The organism is Pseudomonas chlororaphis (assembly GCA_001023535.1).
In the GTDB taxonomy this organism is placed as follows: domain Bacteria; phylum Pseudomonadota; class Gammaproteobacteria; order Pseudomonadales; family Pseudomonadaceae; genus Aquipseudomonas; species Aquipseudomonas chlororaphis_E.
Genome location: CP011020.1, coordinates 182563 through 199492, shown reverse-complemented (window position 1 = coordinate 199492; position 16930 = coordinate 182563). Strand labels below are relative to the sequence as shown.

Sequence of the window (16930 nt, the reverse complement as noted above, 5' to 3'; positions counted from 1 at the left end):
CGAGAGTGAAATCAAGAATTATTCTATTAGTGTGGTTTGTTTTTATGAATATAGGAGTTGCTCAGGCTTCCTTACGGCTTGGTGGCAATACGACGTCTCAGGTTTTCGGGGATGCTGCGGTTGTCGCTCTGATTGACGCCGCAATGGAGGGTCGTGTCGGTGATGTGAATCGACTGGCTGCCCAAGGAGTCAACGTAGATGAAGTGGGGAGTGATGGAACGACTCCACTCATTTGGGCACTTAACGCTCGTAACGCTAAAGGTGTCGAAGCATTATTGAAAGCTGGGGCAAATCCCAACCTAGTGTCTGAAAAGCTTGGTGGTCTCTCGGCCATGGCCCTTCTTGCGGGGGGAAATAGTTTGGAGCTATTGGAACTAATACTTCGTTACGGAGGTGATGCTAAAGGGACTGGGCTCAAAAGGAGCATGAAACCTTTGGATCGCGCTGCGCGAGAAGGACGATTGCAGAACGTCATGCTAATCGTCGCCGCCGGAGCAGACGTTAATGACCATGATGAATATGGTAAGTCGGCGGCCATTGCTGCTGCTGCGTTGGCAAATTTTGAGGTGATCGCTTGGCTGTTGGAGCATGGCTACACCTATGACCTGCGCAAGTTGGCAATAAGTGTTGAAGTACGTCAGGTACCACCAGACTCCGAAGCACAGCGTTGGAAAAATACTGTCATAGATATGCTGAAGGTGAGGGGAGTTAAATTTCCTGCCTTTATCAAAAAAACATCCTGAGGATATAGGGGCCAGACCTTAAGGGAGCCCCACAAATCTGCTCCAACGATTGGTGCCTGTTTGATGGATCCCCTCTCGGAAGGCAGACGTTCCCCGTTTCGTTCCCCCCATCCCTTTTGGCAAGAAACGAGAGTTAGCGCAGGCGGAAGAAGGCTCGCGGGCGCGTACCTTATAGGAAGTGCGCGAAGTCCTTTGAATTAGTGCTGACCCTCCGGTAAGCCAAGCAACCCTACCATTTGTCCCCGCCTCGTAACATCCTGTTGCATCCACTGACACTAAATCGCTACCATGGCGAAATCATGGCGATCTGCCATTCAGGCTATGGCGCGCCCAGAGTGCACCTTGGATCAAGCTCAGTTGGGGTTATGGATGACGCAGGATTTCATGCTCTACGCGCTCAAAGAAGCGCTTCTGACCTCCGCAATGGTGGCTGCTCCGCTACTTCTGGCCATCCTGATCGTCGGCCTTCTGGTCAGCATTCTGCAAGTCGCGACCCAGATCCAGGAAATGACCCTGACCTTCATCCCCAAGCTGATCGTGACGGTCGTCATGTTGCTGGTCTTCGGTGGCTGGATGCTGACGGTCCTCAAACAATTCGCACTCAGTGCATTAACTCAGGCCGCTAGCTTCTAGCAGCGTTTTTGGTGTGAGTTTGTGCTGACATCTTTCCTCCTCAATGCGCTTCTCGTATCGGTCAGGTTGATTCCGCTCGTGGTGGTTTCGCCGATCCTGTTTTTTTCGCGCATTCCATTGACTGTCCGGTTGATCCTGGCACTGGCGTTGTCCGCCGTGTTGGTCGGCAGCATGACGCTCACTCAGGCGCCTGTTTTCACGCTGCCCGTGGTGTTGGGCGAGTTGCTGCTGGGTGTGTTGATGGCCTTCGGTTTTCATGCCGCTCATGCCGGTGTCGATATGGCTGGCAAGTTGATTGACACTCAAATCGGTTTGAATGCGGCCGGGGTGTTTGATCCGGGTACCTCGAACATGGCGGGCTTGTTGGCCGAGCTGTTGGGCTGGTCGTTGGCTGCGTTATTTGTCGTGCTCAATCTGCATCACGATTTGCTCCGGGTCTTCGCTCAGTTGCTGGTGGCCGTTCCGCCCGGCAGCGTGTCGTTGACCACGTTGTCCTTTTCTCTGGCGACGGTCATGACGCAGCAGTTCTTGCTGGCGTTCATGATTGTCGTGCCGGTGATTCTCGGGCTGTGGCTGATCGATGTGGCGTTTGCGTTTTTGTCCCGTTCCATGCCCCAGGCCAATGTCTATTTCCTGTCCTTGCCCCTCAAGTTGGGCGTGGGCATGTTCATTTTTATCCTGACCTTACCGATGATCGTCCAGCGTTTGCCGCTGCTGATTGAAAGCGCCTTGCGGTTTGCCCTGTCACCGGCGGGTGTGCAATGAGCGATCAACAGGACAAGAGCGAAGAGGCTACACCCTACAAGCTCGAAGAGGCGCGCAAGAAAGGGCAGGTGCCGCGTAGCCCCGATCTGTTGTCCTTCATCATGTTGTTGACCTTCCTGATGGTCTTTTCAGCCATCGCGTACCCGTTGGCGAGTGTCATTGCTGCTCACACCCATTGGTGGCTGGGCAACGCCGGGCAACTGGGGCAAGGCTTTGGTTACCTGGGCGAGCAGGGCGGCTACAGCCTGCGGCAGGTGGTGTACGGGTTGTTGCCGTTGATTGGCGCGCTGGTGCTGATGGCGATCCTGACGAACCTGTTGTTCAGCGGCCCGGTGTTTTCAATGACGGCATTGAAGCCTGACTTCAAGCGGCTGCATCCGATCCAGGGTCTCAAGAAACTGTTTTCGCGACGCATGTTCGTCGAACTGATCAAGGTGCTGGTCAAGGGCGCACTGTTCTCGCTGGTCTTGTATTACCTGTTCCAAAGCGTGCTGCCGCAATTGTTGGGCATGGCGACGATATCGCCCCTGGCGTTGCCGCAGGCCAGCAAACAATTGCTGATGCAGTTGGGTTTTACCGTGCTGGCGGTGATGGCGGCTGCGGCGCTGTTTGATATCTGGTATTCGCGGCGCGAGTTTGGGCGGCAGATGCGTATGAGTCGTCGGGAAACGAAGGACGAACATCGCCGCCGCGAAGGCGATCCTGAAGTGCGCGCCAAGCGCAAAGGCATCCAGCAGGCGCTGTTGAAGAAGGCCGCTGCGCTGGGTCAGGTCAAGGATGCCGACGTTATCATCACTAACCCGACTCATTACGCGGTGGCTTTGCAATACCGACCGTCCAGCATGCTCGCGCCCAAGGTGCTGGCCATGGGACGCGGCCTGCATGCCCGACGTATCTGCCATGTTGCCAGGAAACACCAGGTACCGATTTTGCGTCGTCCGCCCTTGGCGCGGGCGCTGCATGCCTTGGCACGGGTCGATTCGGCGATTCCGGATTCGACGCAGGCCGACGTGGCGCGTATTTATCGCTGGGTCATCGCACTGCCAGGCAATAAGGTGCTTGCGCCATGAAGCCACTCTTGTCACGCCTGCTTTCCGAGGGCAGCGATCTGCTGCTGGCTGTGGCGGTTATCGGCATTTTGCTGGTGTTGTTCACGCCGATCTCCACCTGGCTGTTGGACTTGCTGCTGCTGACCAACTTTGCCGTTGCGTTGATGGTGTTGCTGGTGACCTTCGACATCGATAAGCCGTTGAGCTTCTCGACCTTTCCGTCGCTGTTGCTGATGACCACCTTGTTTCGCCTGGCCCTGAATATCTCCGCGACGCGGCTGATCCTCACCGATGGTGATGCGGGGCTGGTCATCGCCGCTGTGGGCACCCATGTCGTGGGCGGCAACTACGTGATTGGCTTCGTGGTTTTCCTGATTCTGGTGGTGGTGCAGTACGTCGTGGTCACCAGTGGTGCCCAGCGTGTGGCCGAAGTAGCTGCCCGGTTTACCCTGGACTCCTTGCCGGGTAAGCAGATGAGCATCGACGCCGACTTGAACATGGGCATCATCGACCAGGAAGAGGCCAAGCGCCGACGTAGCCAGTTGGAGCGCGAATCGAACTTCTACGGCGCCATGGATGGCGCATCCAAGTTCGTCAAGGGCGATGCGATTGCGGGCATTGTGATCATCGCGATCAACATCATTGGCGGCCTGTCGGTCGGCATCCTGCAAAAAGGGCAGAGCTGGGGTGATGCGTTGCACCACTACACCTTGTTGACCGTGGGCGACGGCATCGTCACGCAGATCCCTTCACTGATCATTGCGGTGGCAGCTGGCATCATTATTACCCGGGCCGCCACCGATGCACGGCTGGGACCCGAGCTGGGACGGCAAGTGTCGGCTTATCCAAAGACTTTGGCGGTGGTGGCGCTGGTGACGCTGTTCCTGGCGATGATGCCGGGGTTGCCGCTGATTCCGCTGTTGATGTTGTTTTTCGCTTTCTTCGCGGCGGCTTGGTTTTCCTACCGAAAGTTGCGACGCAAGGCCAACAAAGATAATGACTCGCAAAAATCGGACCTGCTGACGGGGCAAGACAACGAGTCCAATGACGTCTACGCGTTGATGAGTACCGATCCGTTCGAGTTGCGTTTAAGTGCGGACTTGGCCGTGCATGTTCTTGCCGCCACCAGCACGCTGAGCCTGCGCATCGACAACCTGCGTAAGCAATTTGCCAGGGATTACGGTTTCGCATTACCGCAGCTCAATGTGCATGCCGACAAGAAGCTGGCCAATGGTACCTATCAGGTTTGTGTACAGGGCGCGGCGATCGCCACCGGCGAGCTGGAGTTCGACAAGTTGCTGGCGATCAATCCGGGCGGTGTGACGCTGGCGCTGGAAGGACGAGCCACCAAGGAACCTACCTACGGGCTCAAGGCGCTATGGATTGAAGTCGCGCAACGGGGCCAGGCGCGAACGGCAGGCTACACCCTGGTTGAGCCTGACACGGTGTTGCTGACTCATCTGTCCGAGCTGGCGCGCCGTTATGCGCCGGAGTTCCTGACGCGCGCCGAGACCGAGCGATTGATCGAGAAAAAGCGCGCGAGCCTGGGCAGCCTGGTGGATGAGTTGGTGCCCCAGGTCCTCAGTTATTCGGATATCCAGCGGGTCCTGCAGTTTCTGCTGCGTGAGCAAGTGTCCATCCGCAATCTTGAAACCATTCTCGAAGTGCTGGTGGATGCAGGGCGCACCAACAAGAACGCCGAAGATCTCGTGGAGCGAGTCCGCGAGCGCCTGGGCGCGGCGCTGTATGAGCGTCTGGTCGATAAAAACGGCGAGCTCAACGTCTTCACGATTGCACCGCAGTTGGAGGGTTACATGCTCGCCGCTGCCCGCCCACGCGAAGGCTTGCAGGCGGCGTTGTTGCCGGCTCAGGAGCTGGAGCGGTTTGTCACCACTCTGGCGAGAGAGGCCGAACGGCAACTCAGTGGCAACAAGCAGCCGGTGCTGTTGTGTGCGGCACCGTTACGCCGGCTCCTGCGTGCGTTCATGTCGCGAGCCGTGCCGCACATGGCGGTGTTGTCGGTCAATGAAGTCGGGCAGCACGCCCGCGTTACCTCGGCAGGCATGATTGATTTGCCCGGTTTCCCCAGCCTGGAGTCCCAATGAGTGATCTGATCATGCAACTGGCTGGCGTCATTCAGCGTGATGTCGACAGTCTCAAAGGCGTGTCGCAGAACGTCGCCAACGCCAACACCTATGGCTACAAGGCCGAGCGCACGTTCAACGTCATGGGCACGGATGCGACTGGCATTGGCGTGCAGGGTGGGCTCGATGACATCCAGGCACAGACTTCGATCAATGCCGATGGCGGTGCGCTGCAATTTACGGGACGGGTGACCGACTTGTCGCTGTCGGGGGACGCCTGGTTTGCCATGAAGACACCGGACGGGGTCGTGCTCAGCCGAGATGGACGCTTTCAGGTCGACAACGCCGGCTATCTGGTCAGCAAGGCGGGTTATCCGGTTCTGGCCGAGGGTGGGCCATTGCAGGTGTCGGGCGGGGTGTTGAAGGTCGACGCTGGCGGCCAGGTCAGTGTTGATGATCGGCCGATAGGACGCCTGGATATTGTGCGCGTCGATCAACCCCGGCAGCTGCTTCCCATCGGTGCAGGGCTCTATGTGGCTACATCAAAAGTGATTCCCGCCAGGGATTACGTGGTGCATCAAGGATTGCTGGAGCGTTCGAATGCAGCCATGAGCACCGACATGGTGAAAATGATGGAAGTGTCACGGCATGTCGAAACCATGCAGCGAGCGTTATCGGCCTACGACGGCATGCTCAATAGCGGTATTAACCAAATCGGCAAGAACTGATCAGGGAATGTTGTTGTGATTGACTCATTAAGTATCGCCAGCTCTGGCCTGGCAGCGAACCAGGCGTGGATCGACAGCATTTCCAACAATGTCGCCAACATGCAGACCATTGGCTACAAACGTAGTCAGGTGGATTTCCATGACATGGTTCGTGAAGTCGGCACGCGCGATGACGGTGGCGGCATGACCGAGAGCTTGCTGACCGGCGCGGGTATCCAGGCTTCGCAGCCGAGCCAGGTCTTCAGCCCGGGGACCGTAAGGGAAAGCGGCAATGCATTGGACCTGGCCATTCAGGGCGATGGCTTTTTCGAGGTGGCGTTGCCTACCGGCGAACTGGCCTATACCCGTGCCGGACGTTTTCATCTGGACAGCGAAGGTCAATTGGCAATGCCGGACGGGCAGACGCTGACTGCTGATCTGCGCGTACCGCCGGATGCGCGCAACTTGGTGATCAAACAGAACGGCGAGGTTCAGGCGACGATCACCGAAACGGGAGAGGTCATCAATGTCGGACAGGTGCAGTTGGCCAAATTCGCCAGCGCCGAAGCATTGAGCAAACTCAGCGACGGCCTCTATCGACCGACCCAGGCCAGCGGTGAAGCCATCTATGCAGAGCCGGGACGGGACGGGCAGGGGGTGCTGCTGCAGGGTTATGTCGAAATGTCGAACGTCAACCTGATCGACGAAATGAGCGGTTTGGTGCTGGCTCAACGGGCTTACCAGATGAATGCGCGATTGCTGCAGGCCAGTGATCAGATTCTGGAAACCATCAATAACCTGCGCCGTTGATCATGATGATTATTCGTTGCCTGGCCGGGCTCGGGCTGTGGTTCGCAAGTGGTTGCTATGCCTATTCGGCGTCGGGCACGGGTTGTGACGTGGCTGCAGGCCATGCAATGACGGCGGCTCTGCAGGTGCTCCAGGCTCAACTGGCGGCGCCCGATACCGAACTTCAGTTCACACCCATGGGGGAGCTGCCGGCAATGGAGCATCCACAGCTCAGGCTGTCGAGCCAAGGGATTCGCAGCCGGGTCCCGGTTTCATTTTCAGGCACCGTCTGCGGCCATGATCGACCCAGTGTGGTGACCGTGTGGTTCAAGGTTCAGGCCTGGAGGCAAGCGTGGGTCTATGGCCGCAATGGACGTGCCGAACAGGCCGTCGCCGATGTCCAGCCGCGTCTTGAACGAGTGGACCTGGCGGCGGCGCAACTTGCTCCGGGCGACCTGCCCACTGAAGTGGCAGGGCAGTGGCTGAATCAGTCGGTCAATGCCGGCATGCCTGTGCTCAAGCGTCATCTGAAGGCTGAGCCGCTGGTGTATCGCGACGCTCCGGTGACCGTGGTGGTCTACGGGCCGGGCTTGATGTTGCGTACCGAAGGCAGGGCGCTGCGTCCTGGTGTCCTGGGAGAACGTGTCCCGGTGATTCTGAACGGTGCCGAGTCGAGCCTGCTGGCGGTGGTCGCTGGCAAAGGAGAGGTTCATGTGGATAGATGACATCCGCGGCGCGTTGCTGGCAATGCTGCTGTTACCGGGGGTGGTTTGTGCCCAGAGCCTGATCGATCCCGATGGCTATAGGTCCCTGACTGGTGACCGTCGTGGCTACCATCTGGGCGATACCCTGACGGTCCTGGTGATGGAGTCCACCTCGGCCCAGAGTGCGGCCGGTACAGGAGCCGACAGCAACACCGACATATCCGCGCGCACGGGCCTGGACAGCAATACCCATCAGGCCAGCCTGGGTCTGAAAGGCGACACCAATGGCTCGGGGCAAACCAATCGCAGCGGACAGATCCGCACCAATGTCTCGGTACGGATCATTGAACAACTGCCCGAAGGCCTGCTGCGTGTCAGTGGAGAGCAGCGGGTGACGGTCAATGACGAGAAACAACAGGTGAGAATCACCGGGCTGGTCAGGCCAGATGACATCGCTTACAACAACACGGTGCTCTCCTATCGCCTGGCGGACGCACAGATCGACATCGTCGGGGATGGTGTAGTGACCGATGCGCAGAAGCAGAACATCGTTTTCCGGGTGCTCAAGTGGATGCGTATCTTATGAAAACCGTTGCTCGACTGCTGTCGGGGCTGTTGCTTGCCCTATGGCTGCAACCTGCATGGTCGGATGTCCGGATCAAGGAACTGACCCGCATCCAGGGTGTGCGCGACTACTCCATCATCGGCTATGGCCTGGTGGTGGGCCTGGCCGGGACAGGTGATACCGACCGTAACCGGGCCACGCGACAGTCGTTGGTCAACACGTTGAAGAACTTCAGCGTGAACGTCGCCGATGGAGATCTCAATACCCGCAACACCGCGGCTGTAATGGTCACGGGCAGCCTGCGTTCGTTCAGCGAATCGGGGGACAAACTGGACGTCGAGGTTTCTTCGCTGGGTGACGCTCGCAGTCTGCTTGGGGGCACCTTGTTGATGACACCTCTGTACGGTCCTGACGAGAAGTTGTATGCCCTTGCCCAAGGGCCAATGTCGGTGGGTGGGTACGTCTTTGAAGCCAATGCCAACTCCGTCCAGAAGAATCATCCAACGGTGGGCCGCATCCCACGGGGCGCCAGTGTCGAGCGCTCGGCTTTTGCAGACAACGGTGAGGTTTCGAAAAGCCTCGTGTTGATTCTCAATGAACCGGACTACACCACTGCCCAGCGCATCGCCGATGCCTTGACTCGGGAGTTGGGCGTGCCCGGTGTGCGGGTGGTGCACGCGGCCAAGGTCGAGGTGCCTGTTGCAGCGGGGATGAGCATGCCTCGACTGATCGCACGGGTGCAGGACATTGCCGTCGCACCGGATTATGCCGCTCGCGTCGTCGTCAATGAGCGCACCGGTACGGTGGTGGCGGGTGCCAACGTTCAATTGGGAGAGGTGAGTATTTCCCAGGGCTCGTTGAGTGTTGTGATCAGCACCAAGTACCAGGTTTCGCAGCCGTCCTGGGTCGCACGTACTGGGCCGGGCGTGGGTACCGTGGTCGTGCCTGACACCGAACTGACCGTAAATGAAGAAGAGCATGGCCCCGTGAAGTTAGCCGAAGGGGCGACGGTGGGCGATCTGGTGAAAGCGCTCAATCAGGTTCGATTGAGTACACGAGAAGTGATCACTGTGTTGCAAGCCATTAAACAGGCGGGCGCTTTGCACGCCGAACTTATCGTTCAATAAGGAAGATTGATGTCAGCTGATATGAGTCTTGCAATAGAAACGGTGCGCTTTGCCATGGACCTGGAGCAAATGCAGGCCAAGGTGGCGGCCCACAATATTGCCATGGCCAACGTTCCGGGAAGCAAGGCCATGCGCCTCAACCGTTTCGAGCCGATGGCTGCCTTGCATGGCTTGCGCAACGATCCGGAGCTGCTTGGCCAGGCGTTGCGTGCGATGCAAGACAGTGAATTAACGCCGTACCTACAAAGCTATACGCCGCTGTCGCCTCTGGCCCTGGACGGCGAAGTTGCACAGATGTCCGCCGCGAGCGGCCGCTATCAGGCCCTGGCTGACGGCGTCTCTCGGCAGTTCGCACTGATGCAGTTGGCGATCAAGGGAGGCCGCTGAGAGTGCCTCTGGACAACATCAGCGAAACCGTTCGCGCAAGCATGGCTTATGAGCGTTCCAGGGTGGAGGTCGCCAGTTACAACCTGGCGATCGCCAACGTGGCGATCGCTCCAGGCCAGCGCTCTCCGTTGCTCGGCGTATCGCCTCCGGCCAGCTTTGCCAGCCAGATGGGTTTGCCACAACCAATGGTTCACGCTCAGGCACGCAGCGACACCCGGCTGGTTCACGACCCTGCCCACCCGCTGGCTGACCATAACGGCATGGTGCACTACCCGAACATCGAGGCCGCCAGGGAGATGGCCACCCTGGTATCGGCAACCCGCGCCTATGAAGCCAACATTCGTGCTTACAACAGCTTGCGTGAAATGACGCTCAAAGCCTTTGAGATTGGAAAGTGACATGACCGCCGCCATCGCGCCTATTGCGTTAACCAAGGATCTTTCGCCGACCGCCGCCTTGACGGACGGCCCGATGGGTCCCCAGGCCACTGATTTCGCAGGTTTGTTGAAAACTGGCGCAACTCGATTGAACGAGCAGACCGGACAAGCCAGCGAGTTGCTCTCGGCATATGCCTTGGGCGAAAACATTGCGCCCCATGACCTGGTCATGGCGATGGAGCAAGCGAAATTGTCGCTTCAGTTGGCCGTAGAAGTGCGCAATCGCCTGGTAGATGCCTACCAGGAACTCTCTCGGTTGCAGATCTAAGTTATGGAGAATCAACCGGTGTCCTCGTTCCTTGCTGGTCGTACCCGCGTCTTTCTCGCCGGTGCTTTGTTGGTCATCGGCTTGCTGGCCGTGTCGGCGTGGTGGGTAATCCGACCGCAGTACGTGGCGTTGTACAGGAATGCCGATGAAGCTTCCCAGGCGCAGATCCTGGCCACATTGAGCCAGCGTCATGTGCCTTATCGGATCAATACACAGCAAGGCGCGATTGAAGTGCTGGCCGATCATGCAGCGTCTGCCCGAATGTACCTGGCGGAGGCGGGGATTCCGACCCGTGGCGGTACCGGGTTCGAACTGTTCGATAAAGCTGACTACGGCATGTCGGAGTTCAGTCAGAAAATCAATTACCAGCGGGCCATGGAAGGCGAACTGGCTCGCACGATCATGAGCCTCTCGGAAGTCGATTATGCGCGTGTTCATCTGACGTTCAAGAAAACCAGCCTCTACCAACAGGCAGAGGAGCCTCCAAAGGCCTCGGTGATCGTGCGCGTGCGTTCTGCGGGAACATTGATGCCGCAACGCGTCAGGGGCATCCAACAGTTGGTGTCGTCGGCGGTGGAGGGCATGACGCTCGAACGTGTGTCGGTGCTCAACGAATATGGCCAGGTACTCAGTGCCTCCGATGGCGCTGCGGCCGCACCCGAACATCTGCAGTTGACCTCTCAGGTCGAGCAGGCTCTTAAATTGAAGGCTGAGGAACTGCTCGCGCGCCCGCTCGGTCATCGGGGTGTCGATGTGTCTGTGCGCGTGCTGATGAACTTCGATCGGGTCAAGTCAGTCAGTGAGCAACCGCTCACCAATAAGATACGCCGCGAAAAACGCACGGAGTCCACTGAGAACTCCAGTGGTGAGTCGACGAGCAAGCGCCTGCAGAATAATCGGGAAATCGATTACGAGGTGGGCAAGGCGCGTGCAGAGACGGAGCATGCGACAGGCACGATCGAGCGTATCACCGTCGGCGTGGTGCTCAGTACGCCGGTAACGGATACCCAGATGAAGGATATCCAGGCCTTGCTAGAGGCCGCGTTGGGGCTGGACCTAAAACGCGGTGATCGCCTGGTCATGGTGTATATCCCCGATATGCCTGTGCCACAGACCACTTCGGTGGCGCCGATTGCCGCACAACCGATGCCGGCCAGCCGTGCCGAGGTGCCTGCGCCGGTCAACGAAAGCGGGGCGCTGCCATGGCCTCGCTGGTTTGCCGGCGCGCTGATGGCCGTTCTGGCGATCGCTCTGTTGTTGCTCTGGGCAAAAGGGCGTCGCAAGGTCGTGGTTGCCCCGATGACGGTGCCTAGACTGACATCGGTAGAGCGCGAGCAATTGCTGGTCGACTTGCGCCGCTGGCTGCTGGAGGGGCGTTAACGTGGAGTTTTCTGCGCTTCGCAAAGCGGCTATCCGCTTGGCCTGCTCCCATGCCGAGGACCGTGACTGGATTCTTGCGCGGCTGGAAACTGACGAGCGTCGACAGGTTGAGGTGCTACTGGAGGAGATCAATCTGCTGGGCCTGGCCAACGATCCCGCGATTGTTGCTGCCCTGATGGATGAGATGGCAGCAACGCCGTCCGCTGCGCGCACGATGCCCGACCATTCGCGTCTCAAGGCGTGCCTCTCGAGAGCAACGCATCCGTTCTGGAGCGCACTGGTACTTCAGCTGGAAACGCCGGCGGTGCGTCGTGAAGTGCTGGGCAGCCAGGCCAATAGTGCCGATATCCGTCGATGGGATGGCAAGTTCGCCCGGCAGGTCCTGCCGGTTGAGTTGATGAAAAGCTTGAAAGCCCGGATGGACGCGCAGGAGGCTGGCCATGAGTAACTCTAAGCCGCCGGTGTCATCCACGGTGTTGCGTCAACCTTTCCAGAATCAGGGAGCACGGCGCCTGCCGGGGCTCGGCGGGGATGTTCAACCTGCGAGGCTCGCCAGTGAGGCCCGCCAACCCGATGTAAAAGCGATGCTGCGCGAAACCTTCGCGCAGGAGCTCGCAGAGATGGAGCGGGAACGTCGCGAAGAAGGAGCACTGGAAGCCAGCAAACAGGCTCGTGCGCAATTGACTGAAGCGTTGGCCCGACAAGAACAGCAATGGCTGAAGACAGAGGCCTCCCTGCGCACCGCGCTCGAAGCGGAACGCCTGCAGATCGCGCGACTGGTTGAAGCGCTGGAAGCGCAACAAGAACAGTTGTTGTCGTCCATGGAGCCCTTGGTTGGACGTTTCGCGCTCGCCGTGGTTGAGCGCCTGTTGGGCACGCATGCCGAGACACGTCCATTGATTGCCGATCTGGCGAAGCAGGCAATCGAAACCTACCAACTGACAGCGCCACTGCGCATTCGCGTGGCTCGCGCGGACTACGAGACCTTGCTTCGACTGGCTCCGGACGACCCGCTGATAAGGTCGTTCCTGGTCGATCCTCAGGCGTCGGCGGGCAGCTGTCTGATCGATTTTGAGGGGGGGCAACTGGACGCCGCTGTGCAGACACAATTGGCGAATGTCGCATCGGTGTTGACCGCGAAAGGAGATGGCCGTGTGGCAGGGGCTTGAGCACCGACTGCTGACGCGGCTTGATCAGGCTCGGCTGTGTCGACGGATGGGACGTTTGAGCTCGATTCAGGGGCTGGTGCTTCACGCCACTGGACTGGACGTGCGACTGGGCGAGTTGGTGGACATTCACCCGGCTCGTGGAGGCGAAGTTGTCGTCGCGGAGGTGGTCGGCTTACGCAGTGACTCCACCCTGTTGATGCCTTACGGTCCGGTGGATGGGTTGTGCCTTGCCAGTGGAGTCCACGCACGTGGAGCCCCTTATACGGTTCCTGTCGGAGAGAGTCTGTTGGGGCGTGTACTCGACGCGACTTGCGAGCCGTTGGATGACATGCCAGCCCCCGAAGGTCTCAAGCGCATGCCCCGGTTCGTGGCGCCGATCAATCCTTTGCATCGTTCGCCGATCAACACCACGTTAGTCACAGGGGTGAAGGCAGTCGATGTTTTCACACCGTTGGGACGTGGCCAACGAATCGGGATTTTTGCCGGCAGCGGCGTGGGGAAAAGCACGTTGCTCGGGATGATGAGCCAATACGCAGAGGCTGATGTGATCGTGATCGCGTTGATTGGCGAGCGCGGCCGCGAAGTCGGGGATTTCATTCGCGACAGCCTGGGGCCGACAGGTTTGCAGAAGGCCGTGGTAATCGCGGCTGCGGCCGAGCAACCTGCGGTGCTGCGACGTCAGGCGGCTTATACAGCAACAACCATCGCCGAATGGTTTCGTGCTCAAGGCAAGCACGTGCTGCTGATCATGGACTCGATCACCCGCTTTGCCCTTGCGCAACGTGAGATCGGTCTCTCAACGGGTGAGCCCATGGGGAGCCGAGGCTATACGCCTTCGGTATTTGGCCTGCTGCCTCCTCTGATGGAACGTGCCGGAGCGCTGAGCGGGCAAGGCTCCATCACCGGGGTGTATACCGTACTGGTCGAAGGCGACGATATGAATGAGCCAGTGGCTGATCACATGCGCGCCATTCTCGATGGGCATATTGTTTTGAGTCGCAATGTCGCTGCCCGCGGTCATTGGCCGGCCATTGATGTTTTGCACAGTATCAGTCGGCTGACCGGCGCGTTGCATAGCCAGGAACAGAAAGGCCAGGTCGAGCGTCTTCGCTCGGCACTGGGCTGCTACCAGAACAGCGTGGACCTGATTGAATTGGGCGCGTATGAAAAGGGTTCACAGCCTCTGCTGGATACCATGATTGAGTTGAAACCTGCGTTCGATGGACTGTTGCAGCAAACCCCTCAGGAACATTTTCCGGCATCACACACCTGGCAAGCGATTGCCCAGTTGGTCCAGCGCCTGGACAAGGGGGTAGGTTATGCACGATGAATGGCGCAAGTCCCGGCAGTTGGACGCGGCGTCTCGTTTGCGTGTCATGCAGCGGGAAAAGGCGGAACTGGTCTACAACCGCAGTCGCCATGATCTGGTGAAAGCCCAGCGTCTATTAGGTGAGGAACAGCTTCGCTACGACGCGCTGCAGGCTGGCTTTGAGGCATTGGGGCGCATAGGAACTCCGCTTGATCCTTCCCAGCACGAACAACGGTTACTGGCGCACACCGCGGCGTTCCAGCGACTTGCGGCTGCGTATCAGCCTGTCGTTGAAGCGCGGCAGACCTCGCGCTCAGCCATGGCGCAACTGCTCAAATGCAAAGTGAACGAAGACTTGATCGCCAAGGCAAAGGAACGGCTCGAGGTGCTGTTGGACAAGGCTGTACTCGAATACGAAAGCGTTGACATTTTTGATGCACAACAAGCGCTGGGAGCGGGCCATGGCCGTTAAGGTAGAAGCATCGTTGTGGACCATGACGGCTGACCATCGTGCTCCCGTACGCGAAACAAAGGCCAGGGACTTCGAGCGCAAACTTGGCTTGAGTGATCATGCATCCACGCCAAACGACAGCACAGGGTGGCAGCGTGATGTACAGGCATCCCCGCAGCAGCACCCGCACTCTGTCGTGCCCGATGCGGACCTGACCCGCATTCTGCGCCCCCGCCCAGCCGATGCATCAGACCCCAGGAGCGCTTGCGCGCTTGAGTTGTATGCATTGGGGGCTCGGGCCGGACACCATCTTTCATACCGGCCCGATGCATTCCTGGCTGGTCCGGACATTCGGAGTGTTGCAACGGTTGACGCGATGCAAGGCTATTCGGTGCCTTTGAGTGCCGTACCGTTCCCGTCGACGACTTCACTCATGTCCATAGCGGTGGCAACGGCAGGCCCCGTTGCCCTTTGGGACGTTGCCGTTGGATCGCAGCAGCAGGGCCTTGAAGGGACTAGCCAGGTGCAGTTCTTGAGTTATCTGACCCGGAAATGGCCGGACCGGCACTTTCAGTTCCTGCCCCGGGATAAGGGCATTGAGTTGGTAGTTCGGGACTACCGGCTCACATCGCTAGAGCACGACGAATTGGTTGAAGAGTTATCACGGCGGGCGGCATCGATGTCGGAGCGCCCGCAGCAGATCTGGCTCAATGGCCGGGAAGTCTGGCGGGCAGCGAGTCTTTCAAACGAAGGTGAACACCATGGCCGTTGAAGCGATTGGTAATGAGCTTAGTACCACCACTTCCGAGTTGGCCCAGAGCCGATTGGGGCAGGAAGATTTCATCAAGCTGTTTTTGACCGAGCTGACATTCCAAGACCCGCTGGAGCCGATCAACAACCGTGAGTTCCTGGCACAGATGGCACAGTTCGCCAACCTTGAACAGACCCGGATTACCAACGAAAACACTGAAAACCTCGTGTCCATGAATGCCACTTCACAGTCCCTGGGCCTGTTGGGGCGCCAGGTTGAGGTCAGTATCACCAGTGGTGGGTCGGTGATCGGCTCGGTGACGGCGATTGCATTTTCATCGACGGGGCCGGTGCTTTCCGTCAAACGAACCGACGGTACGGTCCTCACGGACGTGCGGTTGTCACAAATCAAACTGGTCAGGCAGGGGGCGTGATGCTGCAAGCTTTCTTTAACGGAATGAGTGGCCTGTTTTCCTTCTCCAAGGGCTTGGATAACGTTTCCAACAACGTGTCGAACATGAACACGCCTGGCTACAGAGGCAGCGATACCTTTTATCGCGCCGTCAATGGACAGGATGGTCAGAGTTTCGGTTCGGGGATTGCGGGTACCGAGGTTCGTATCAAGCCGGGCGAGAACCGTCAGACCGGCAATAACACCAATGTGGCGATCAACGGTGCGGGCTATTTCGTTCTACGCGATGAGCAGGGGGCATTGTCGTATACCCGCGCCGGGCAATTCGAGGTCGACAAGGATGGCTATCTGGTCGACACCATCAGTCAGCGTCGTGTCGCGGGTATAGATTCGGCAGGAAACCTGCTGGATATCAATATCCAAGGCCAGCGCACGCTGCCGCCAAAGGCGACCACCCGGGTCGAAATGGTCGGTGCATTGGCGCGTAGCGGCCCTACGGAGGCGTCCCACCAGATCAGTTCGATACAAGTGTTCGATGCGACGGGCGCCAGTCATGCCTTGACTGTCAAATTCGTGCCGCAAGTGACACCGGTCAATAGCTGGAGTGCCACGGTATCGGATGCGAGCGGTGCCCAATTGGTGACCGGCACTATCGCCTTTGGAACCGACGGTAGCCCCGTTGCAGGTTTCAACAGCTTGTCTGTTCCCCTGTCTGTCAATGGCGTGGTTCAAAACATCCTGCTGGATTTCGGAACGCCGGGCAGCTTTAACCTGGCGACCCAGGTCGCCAGCGGCCCGAGTCATACACTGGGCGCGCGGGTGGTCGACGGGAGTGCGGTCGCTGGCCTTAATACGTTCACCTTTGATGAGCGGGGCATTCTCAACTTCAGCTACGCCAATGGCGAAAAACGCAGCGCAAATCAACTGGCGTTGGCGGATTTTGCGGATGAAAGTGCCCTTATTGCAGGTGCCAATTCGCTTTACCACACGCCGTCCTCCATGCAGGCAGAGTTTGGTCGGGCAGGGGAGAAGCAGTTCGGTCGTATCCAGGGGGGCTACCTGGAACTGTCGAACGTCGATCTTGCCCAGGAGTTCGGGGACATCCTGATCATTCAACGAGGGTATCAGGCCAGTTCGAGAGTGATGACCGTCTCCAATGAGATGCTTGAGCAATTGTACAACGGAACGCGGGGAGGCTGAA

At 58.6% G+C, this 16930-nt stretch carries 21 protein-coding genes; all 21 read left to right on the top strand.

All coding sequences use genetic code 11. The annotated features are described in order from the left end of the window. Positions 1-44: 44 nt before the first annotated feature. The 21 genes from VM99_00890 to VM99_00790 all read left to right on the top strand — a co-directional run bounded on the left by VM99_00890 (position 45) and on the right by VM99_00790 (position 16929). Positions 45-743, top strand: a complete 699-nt coding sequence (locus tag VM99_00890; protein ID AKJ96679.1) for a hypothetical protein — start codon at positions 45-47, stop codon at positions 741-743. Between the two features lie 369 nt (positions 744-1112). Then, entirely contained in the window at positions 1113-1376 is a 264-nt protein-coding gene (locus VM99_00885; GenBank protein ID AKK01654.1) for an export protein FliQ, read from the top strand. Positions 1377-1397: 21 nt separating this feature from the next. After that, on the top strand, positions 1398-2141 hold the full coding sequence (locus VM99_00880; GenBank protein AKJ96678.1) for a flagellar biosynthesis protein: 744 nt from the start codon (positions 1398-1400) through the stop codon (positions 2139-2141). Then, positions 2138-3211: a flagellar biosynthesis protein gene (locus VM99_00875; protein ID AKJ96677.1), complete on the top strand. Its 1074-nt coding sequence runs from the start codon at positions 2138-2140 to the stop codon at positions 3209-3211. Before VM99_00880 ends, VM99_00875 begins: the two co-directional genes overlap by 4 nt. Then, the gene (locus VM99_00870) at positions 3208-5295 is read left to right on the top strand and encodes a flagellar biosynthesis protein FlhA (GenBank protein ID AKJ96676.1); all 2088 of its coding nucleotides are present in this window, start codon (positions 3208-3210) and stop codon (positions 5293-5295) included. The genes VM99_00875 and VM99_00870 overlap by 4 nt, the downstream gene beginning before the upstream one ends. Beyond that, positions 5292-6002 (top strand): flagellar basal body rod protein FlgG, encoded by a 711-nt coding sequence (locus tag VM99_00865; GenBank protein ID AKJ96675.1) that lies wholly within the window; start codon positions 5292-5294, stop codon positions 6000-6002. The genes VM99_00870 and VM99_00865 overlap by 4 nt, the downstream gene beginning before the upstream one ends. 15 nt (positions 6003-6017) lie before the next feature. Further along, positions 6018-6791: a flagellar basal body rod protein FlgG gene (locus VM99_00860; protein ID AKJ96674.1), complete on the top strand. Its 774-nt coding sequence runs from the start codon at positions 6018-6020 to the stop codon at positions 6789-6791. Positions 6792-6985: 194 nt separating this feature from the next. Then, a complete protein-coding gene (locus VM99_00855) occupies positions 6986-7495 on the top strand; it encodes a flagellar basal body P-ring biosynthesis protein FlgA (GenBank protein AKK01653.1) in 510 nt (169 codons plus the stop codon). After that, positions 7482-8060, top strand: coding sequence for a flagellar L-ring protein FlgH (locus VM99_00850; GenBank protein ID AKJ96673.1), 579 nt, complete (start codon positions 7482-7484; stop codon positions 8058-8060). Before VM99_00855 ends, VM99_00850 begins: the two co-directional genes overlap by 14 nt. A gap of 14 nt (positions 8061-8074) precedes the next feature. After that, positions 8075-9166 (top strand): flagellar P-ring protein FlgI, encoded by a 1092-nt coding sequence (locus tag VM99_00845; GenBank protein AKK01652.1) that lies wholly within the window; start codon positions 8075-8077, stop codon positions 9164-9166. Positions 9167-9175: 9 nt separating this feature from the next. Next, positions 9176-9553, top strand: coding sequence for a flagellar basal-body rod protein FlgB (locus tag VM99_00840; protein AKJ96672.1), 378 nt, complete (start codon positions 9176-9178; stop codon positions 9551-9553). Positions 9554-9555: 2 nt separating this feature from the next. Further along, positions 9556-9951, top strand: a complete 396-nt coding sequence (locus VM99_00835) for a flagellar basal-body rod protein FlgC (protein ID AKJ96671.1) — start codon at positions 9556-9558, stop codon at positions 9949-9951. Position 9952: 1 nt separating this feature from the next. Next, complete coding sequence (locus VM99_00830; GenBank protein ID AKJ96670.1) at positions 9953-10258, top strand: flagellar hook-basal body protein FliE; 306 nt, start codon at positions 9953-9955, stop codon at positions 10256-10258. A 3-nt stretch (positions 10259-10261) separates the two neighbouring features. Then, complete coding sequence (locus VM99_00825) at positions 10262-11638, top strand: flagellar M-ring protein FliF (protein ID AKJ96669.1); 1377 nt, start codon at positions 10262-10264, stop codon at positions 11636-11638. Between the two features lies 1 nt (position 11639). Continuing rightward, positions 11640-12086, top strand: a complete 447-nt coding sequence (locus VM99_00820; protein ID AKJ96668.1) for a hypothetical protein — start codon at positions 11640-11642, stop codon at positions 12084-12086. Further along, a complete protein-coding gene (locus tag VM99_00815; protein ID AKJ96667.1) occupies positions 12079-12807 on the top strand; it encodes a flagellar assembly protein FliH in 729 nt (242 codons plus the stop codon). The genes VM99_00820 and VM99_00815 overlap by 8 nt, the downstream gene beginning before the upstream one ends. Beyond that, positions 12785-14137, top strand: a complete 1353-nt coding sequence (gene fliI, locus VM99_00810) for an ATP synthase (protein ID AKJ96666.1) — start codon at positions 12785-12787, stop codon at positions 14135-14137. The genes VM99_00815 and fliI overlap by 23 nt, the downstream gene beginning before the upstream one ends. Continuing rightward, positions 14127-14588, top strand: a complete 462-nt coding sequence (locus tag VM99_00805; protein AKJ96665.1) for a hypothetical protein — start codon at positions 14127-14129, stop codon at positions 14586-14588. Before fliI ends, VM99_00805 begins: the two co-directional genes overlap by 11 nt. Further along, entirely contained in the window at positions 14578-15339 is a 762-nt protein-coding gene (locus VM99_00800) for a hypothetical protein (GenBank protein ID AKJ96664.1), read from the top strand. Before VM99_00805 ends, VM99_00800 begins: the two co-directional genes overlap by 11 nt. Next, on the top strand, positions 15329-15751 hold the full coding sequence (locus VM99_00795) for a flagellar hook capping protein (GenBank protein AKJ96663.1): 423 nt from the start codon (positions 15329-15331) through the stop codon (positions 15749-15751). The genes VM99_00800 and VM99_00795 overlap by 11 nt, the downstream gene beginning before the upstream one ends. Continuing rightward, a complete protein-coding gene (locus VM99_00790) occupies positions 15751-16929 on the top strand; it encodes a flagellar hook protein FlgE (protein ID AKJ96662.1) in 1179 nt (392 codons plus the stop codon). The genes VM99_00795 and VM99_00790 overlap by 1 nt, the downstream gene beginning before the upstream one ends. Position 16930: the final 1 nt, after the last annotated feature.

What these genes read in the sequence shown, in the direction of transcription:
- VM99_00800 (AKJ96664.1), top strand. Translation starts at nt 14,578, where the DNA reads ATGGCCGTTAAGGTAGAAGCATCGTTGTGGACCATGACGGCTGACCAT.
- fliI (AKJ96666.1), top strand. Translation starts at nt 12,785, where the DNA reads ATGGCCGTGTGGCAGGGGCTTGAGCACCGACTGCTGACGCGGCTTGAT.
- VM99_00830 (AKJ96670.1), top strand. Translation starts at nt 9,953, where the DNA reads ATGACCGCCGCCATCGCGCCTATTGCGTTAACCAAGGATCTTTCGCCG.
- VM99_00850 (AKJ96673.1), top strand. Translation starts at nt 7,482, where the DNA reads ATGTGGATAGATGACATCCGCGGCGCGTTGCTGGCAATGCTGCTGTTA.
- VM99_00865 (AKJ96675.1), top strand. Translation starts at nt 5,292, where the DNA reads ATGAGTGATCTGATCATGCAACTGGCTGGCGTCATTCAGCGTGATGTC.
- VM99_00790 (AKJ96662.1), top strand. Translation starts at nt 15,751, where the DNA reads ATGCTGCAAGCTTTCTTTAACGGAATGAGTGGCCTGTTTTCCTTCTCC.
- VM99_00890 (AKJ96679.1), top strand. Translation starts at nt 45, where the DNA reads ATGAATATAGGAGTTGCTCAGGCTTCCTTACGGCTTGGTGGCAATACG.
- VM99_00855 (AKK01653.1), top strand. Translation starts at nt 6,986, where the DNA reads ATGGAGCATCCACAGCTCAGGCTGTCGAGCCAAGGGATTCGCAGCCGG.
- VM99_00840 (AKJ96672.1), top strand. Translation starts at nt 9,176, where the DNA reads ATGTCAGCTGATATGAGTCTTGCAATAGAAACGGTGCGCTTTGCCATG.
- VM99_00795 (AKJ96663.1), top strand. Translation starts at nt 15,329, where the DNA reads ATGGCCGTTGAAGCGATTGGTAATGAGCTTAGTACCACCACTTCCGAG.
- VM99_00870 (AKJ96676.1), top strand. Translation starts at nt 3,208, where the DNA reads ATGAAGCCACTCTTGTCACGCCTGCTTTCCGAGGGCAGCGATCTGCTG.
- VM99_00825 (AKJ96669.1), top strand. Translation starts at nt 10,262, where the DNA reads ATGGAGAATCAACCGGTGTCCTCGTTCCTTGCTGGTCGTACCCGCGTC.
- VM99_00885 (AKK01654.1), top strand. Translation starts at nt 1,113, where the DNA reads ATGACGCAGGATTTCATGCTCTACGCGCTCAAAGAAGCGCTTCTGACC.
- VM99_00805 (AKJ96665.1), top strand. Translation starts at nt 14,127, where the DNA reads ATGCACGATGAATGGCGCAAGTCCCGGCAGTTGGACGCGGCGTCTCGT.
- VM99_00815 (AKJ96667.1), top strand. Translation starts at nt 12,079, where the DNA reads ATGAGTAACTCTAAGCCGCCGGTGTCATCCACGGTGTTGCGTCAACCT.
- VM99_00875 (AKJ96677.1), top strand. Translation starts at nt 2,138, where the DNA reads ATGAGCGATCAACAGGACAAGAGCGAAGAGGCTACACCCTACAAGCTC.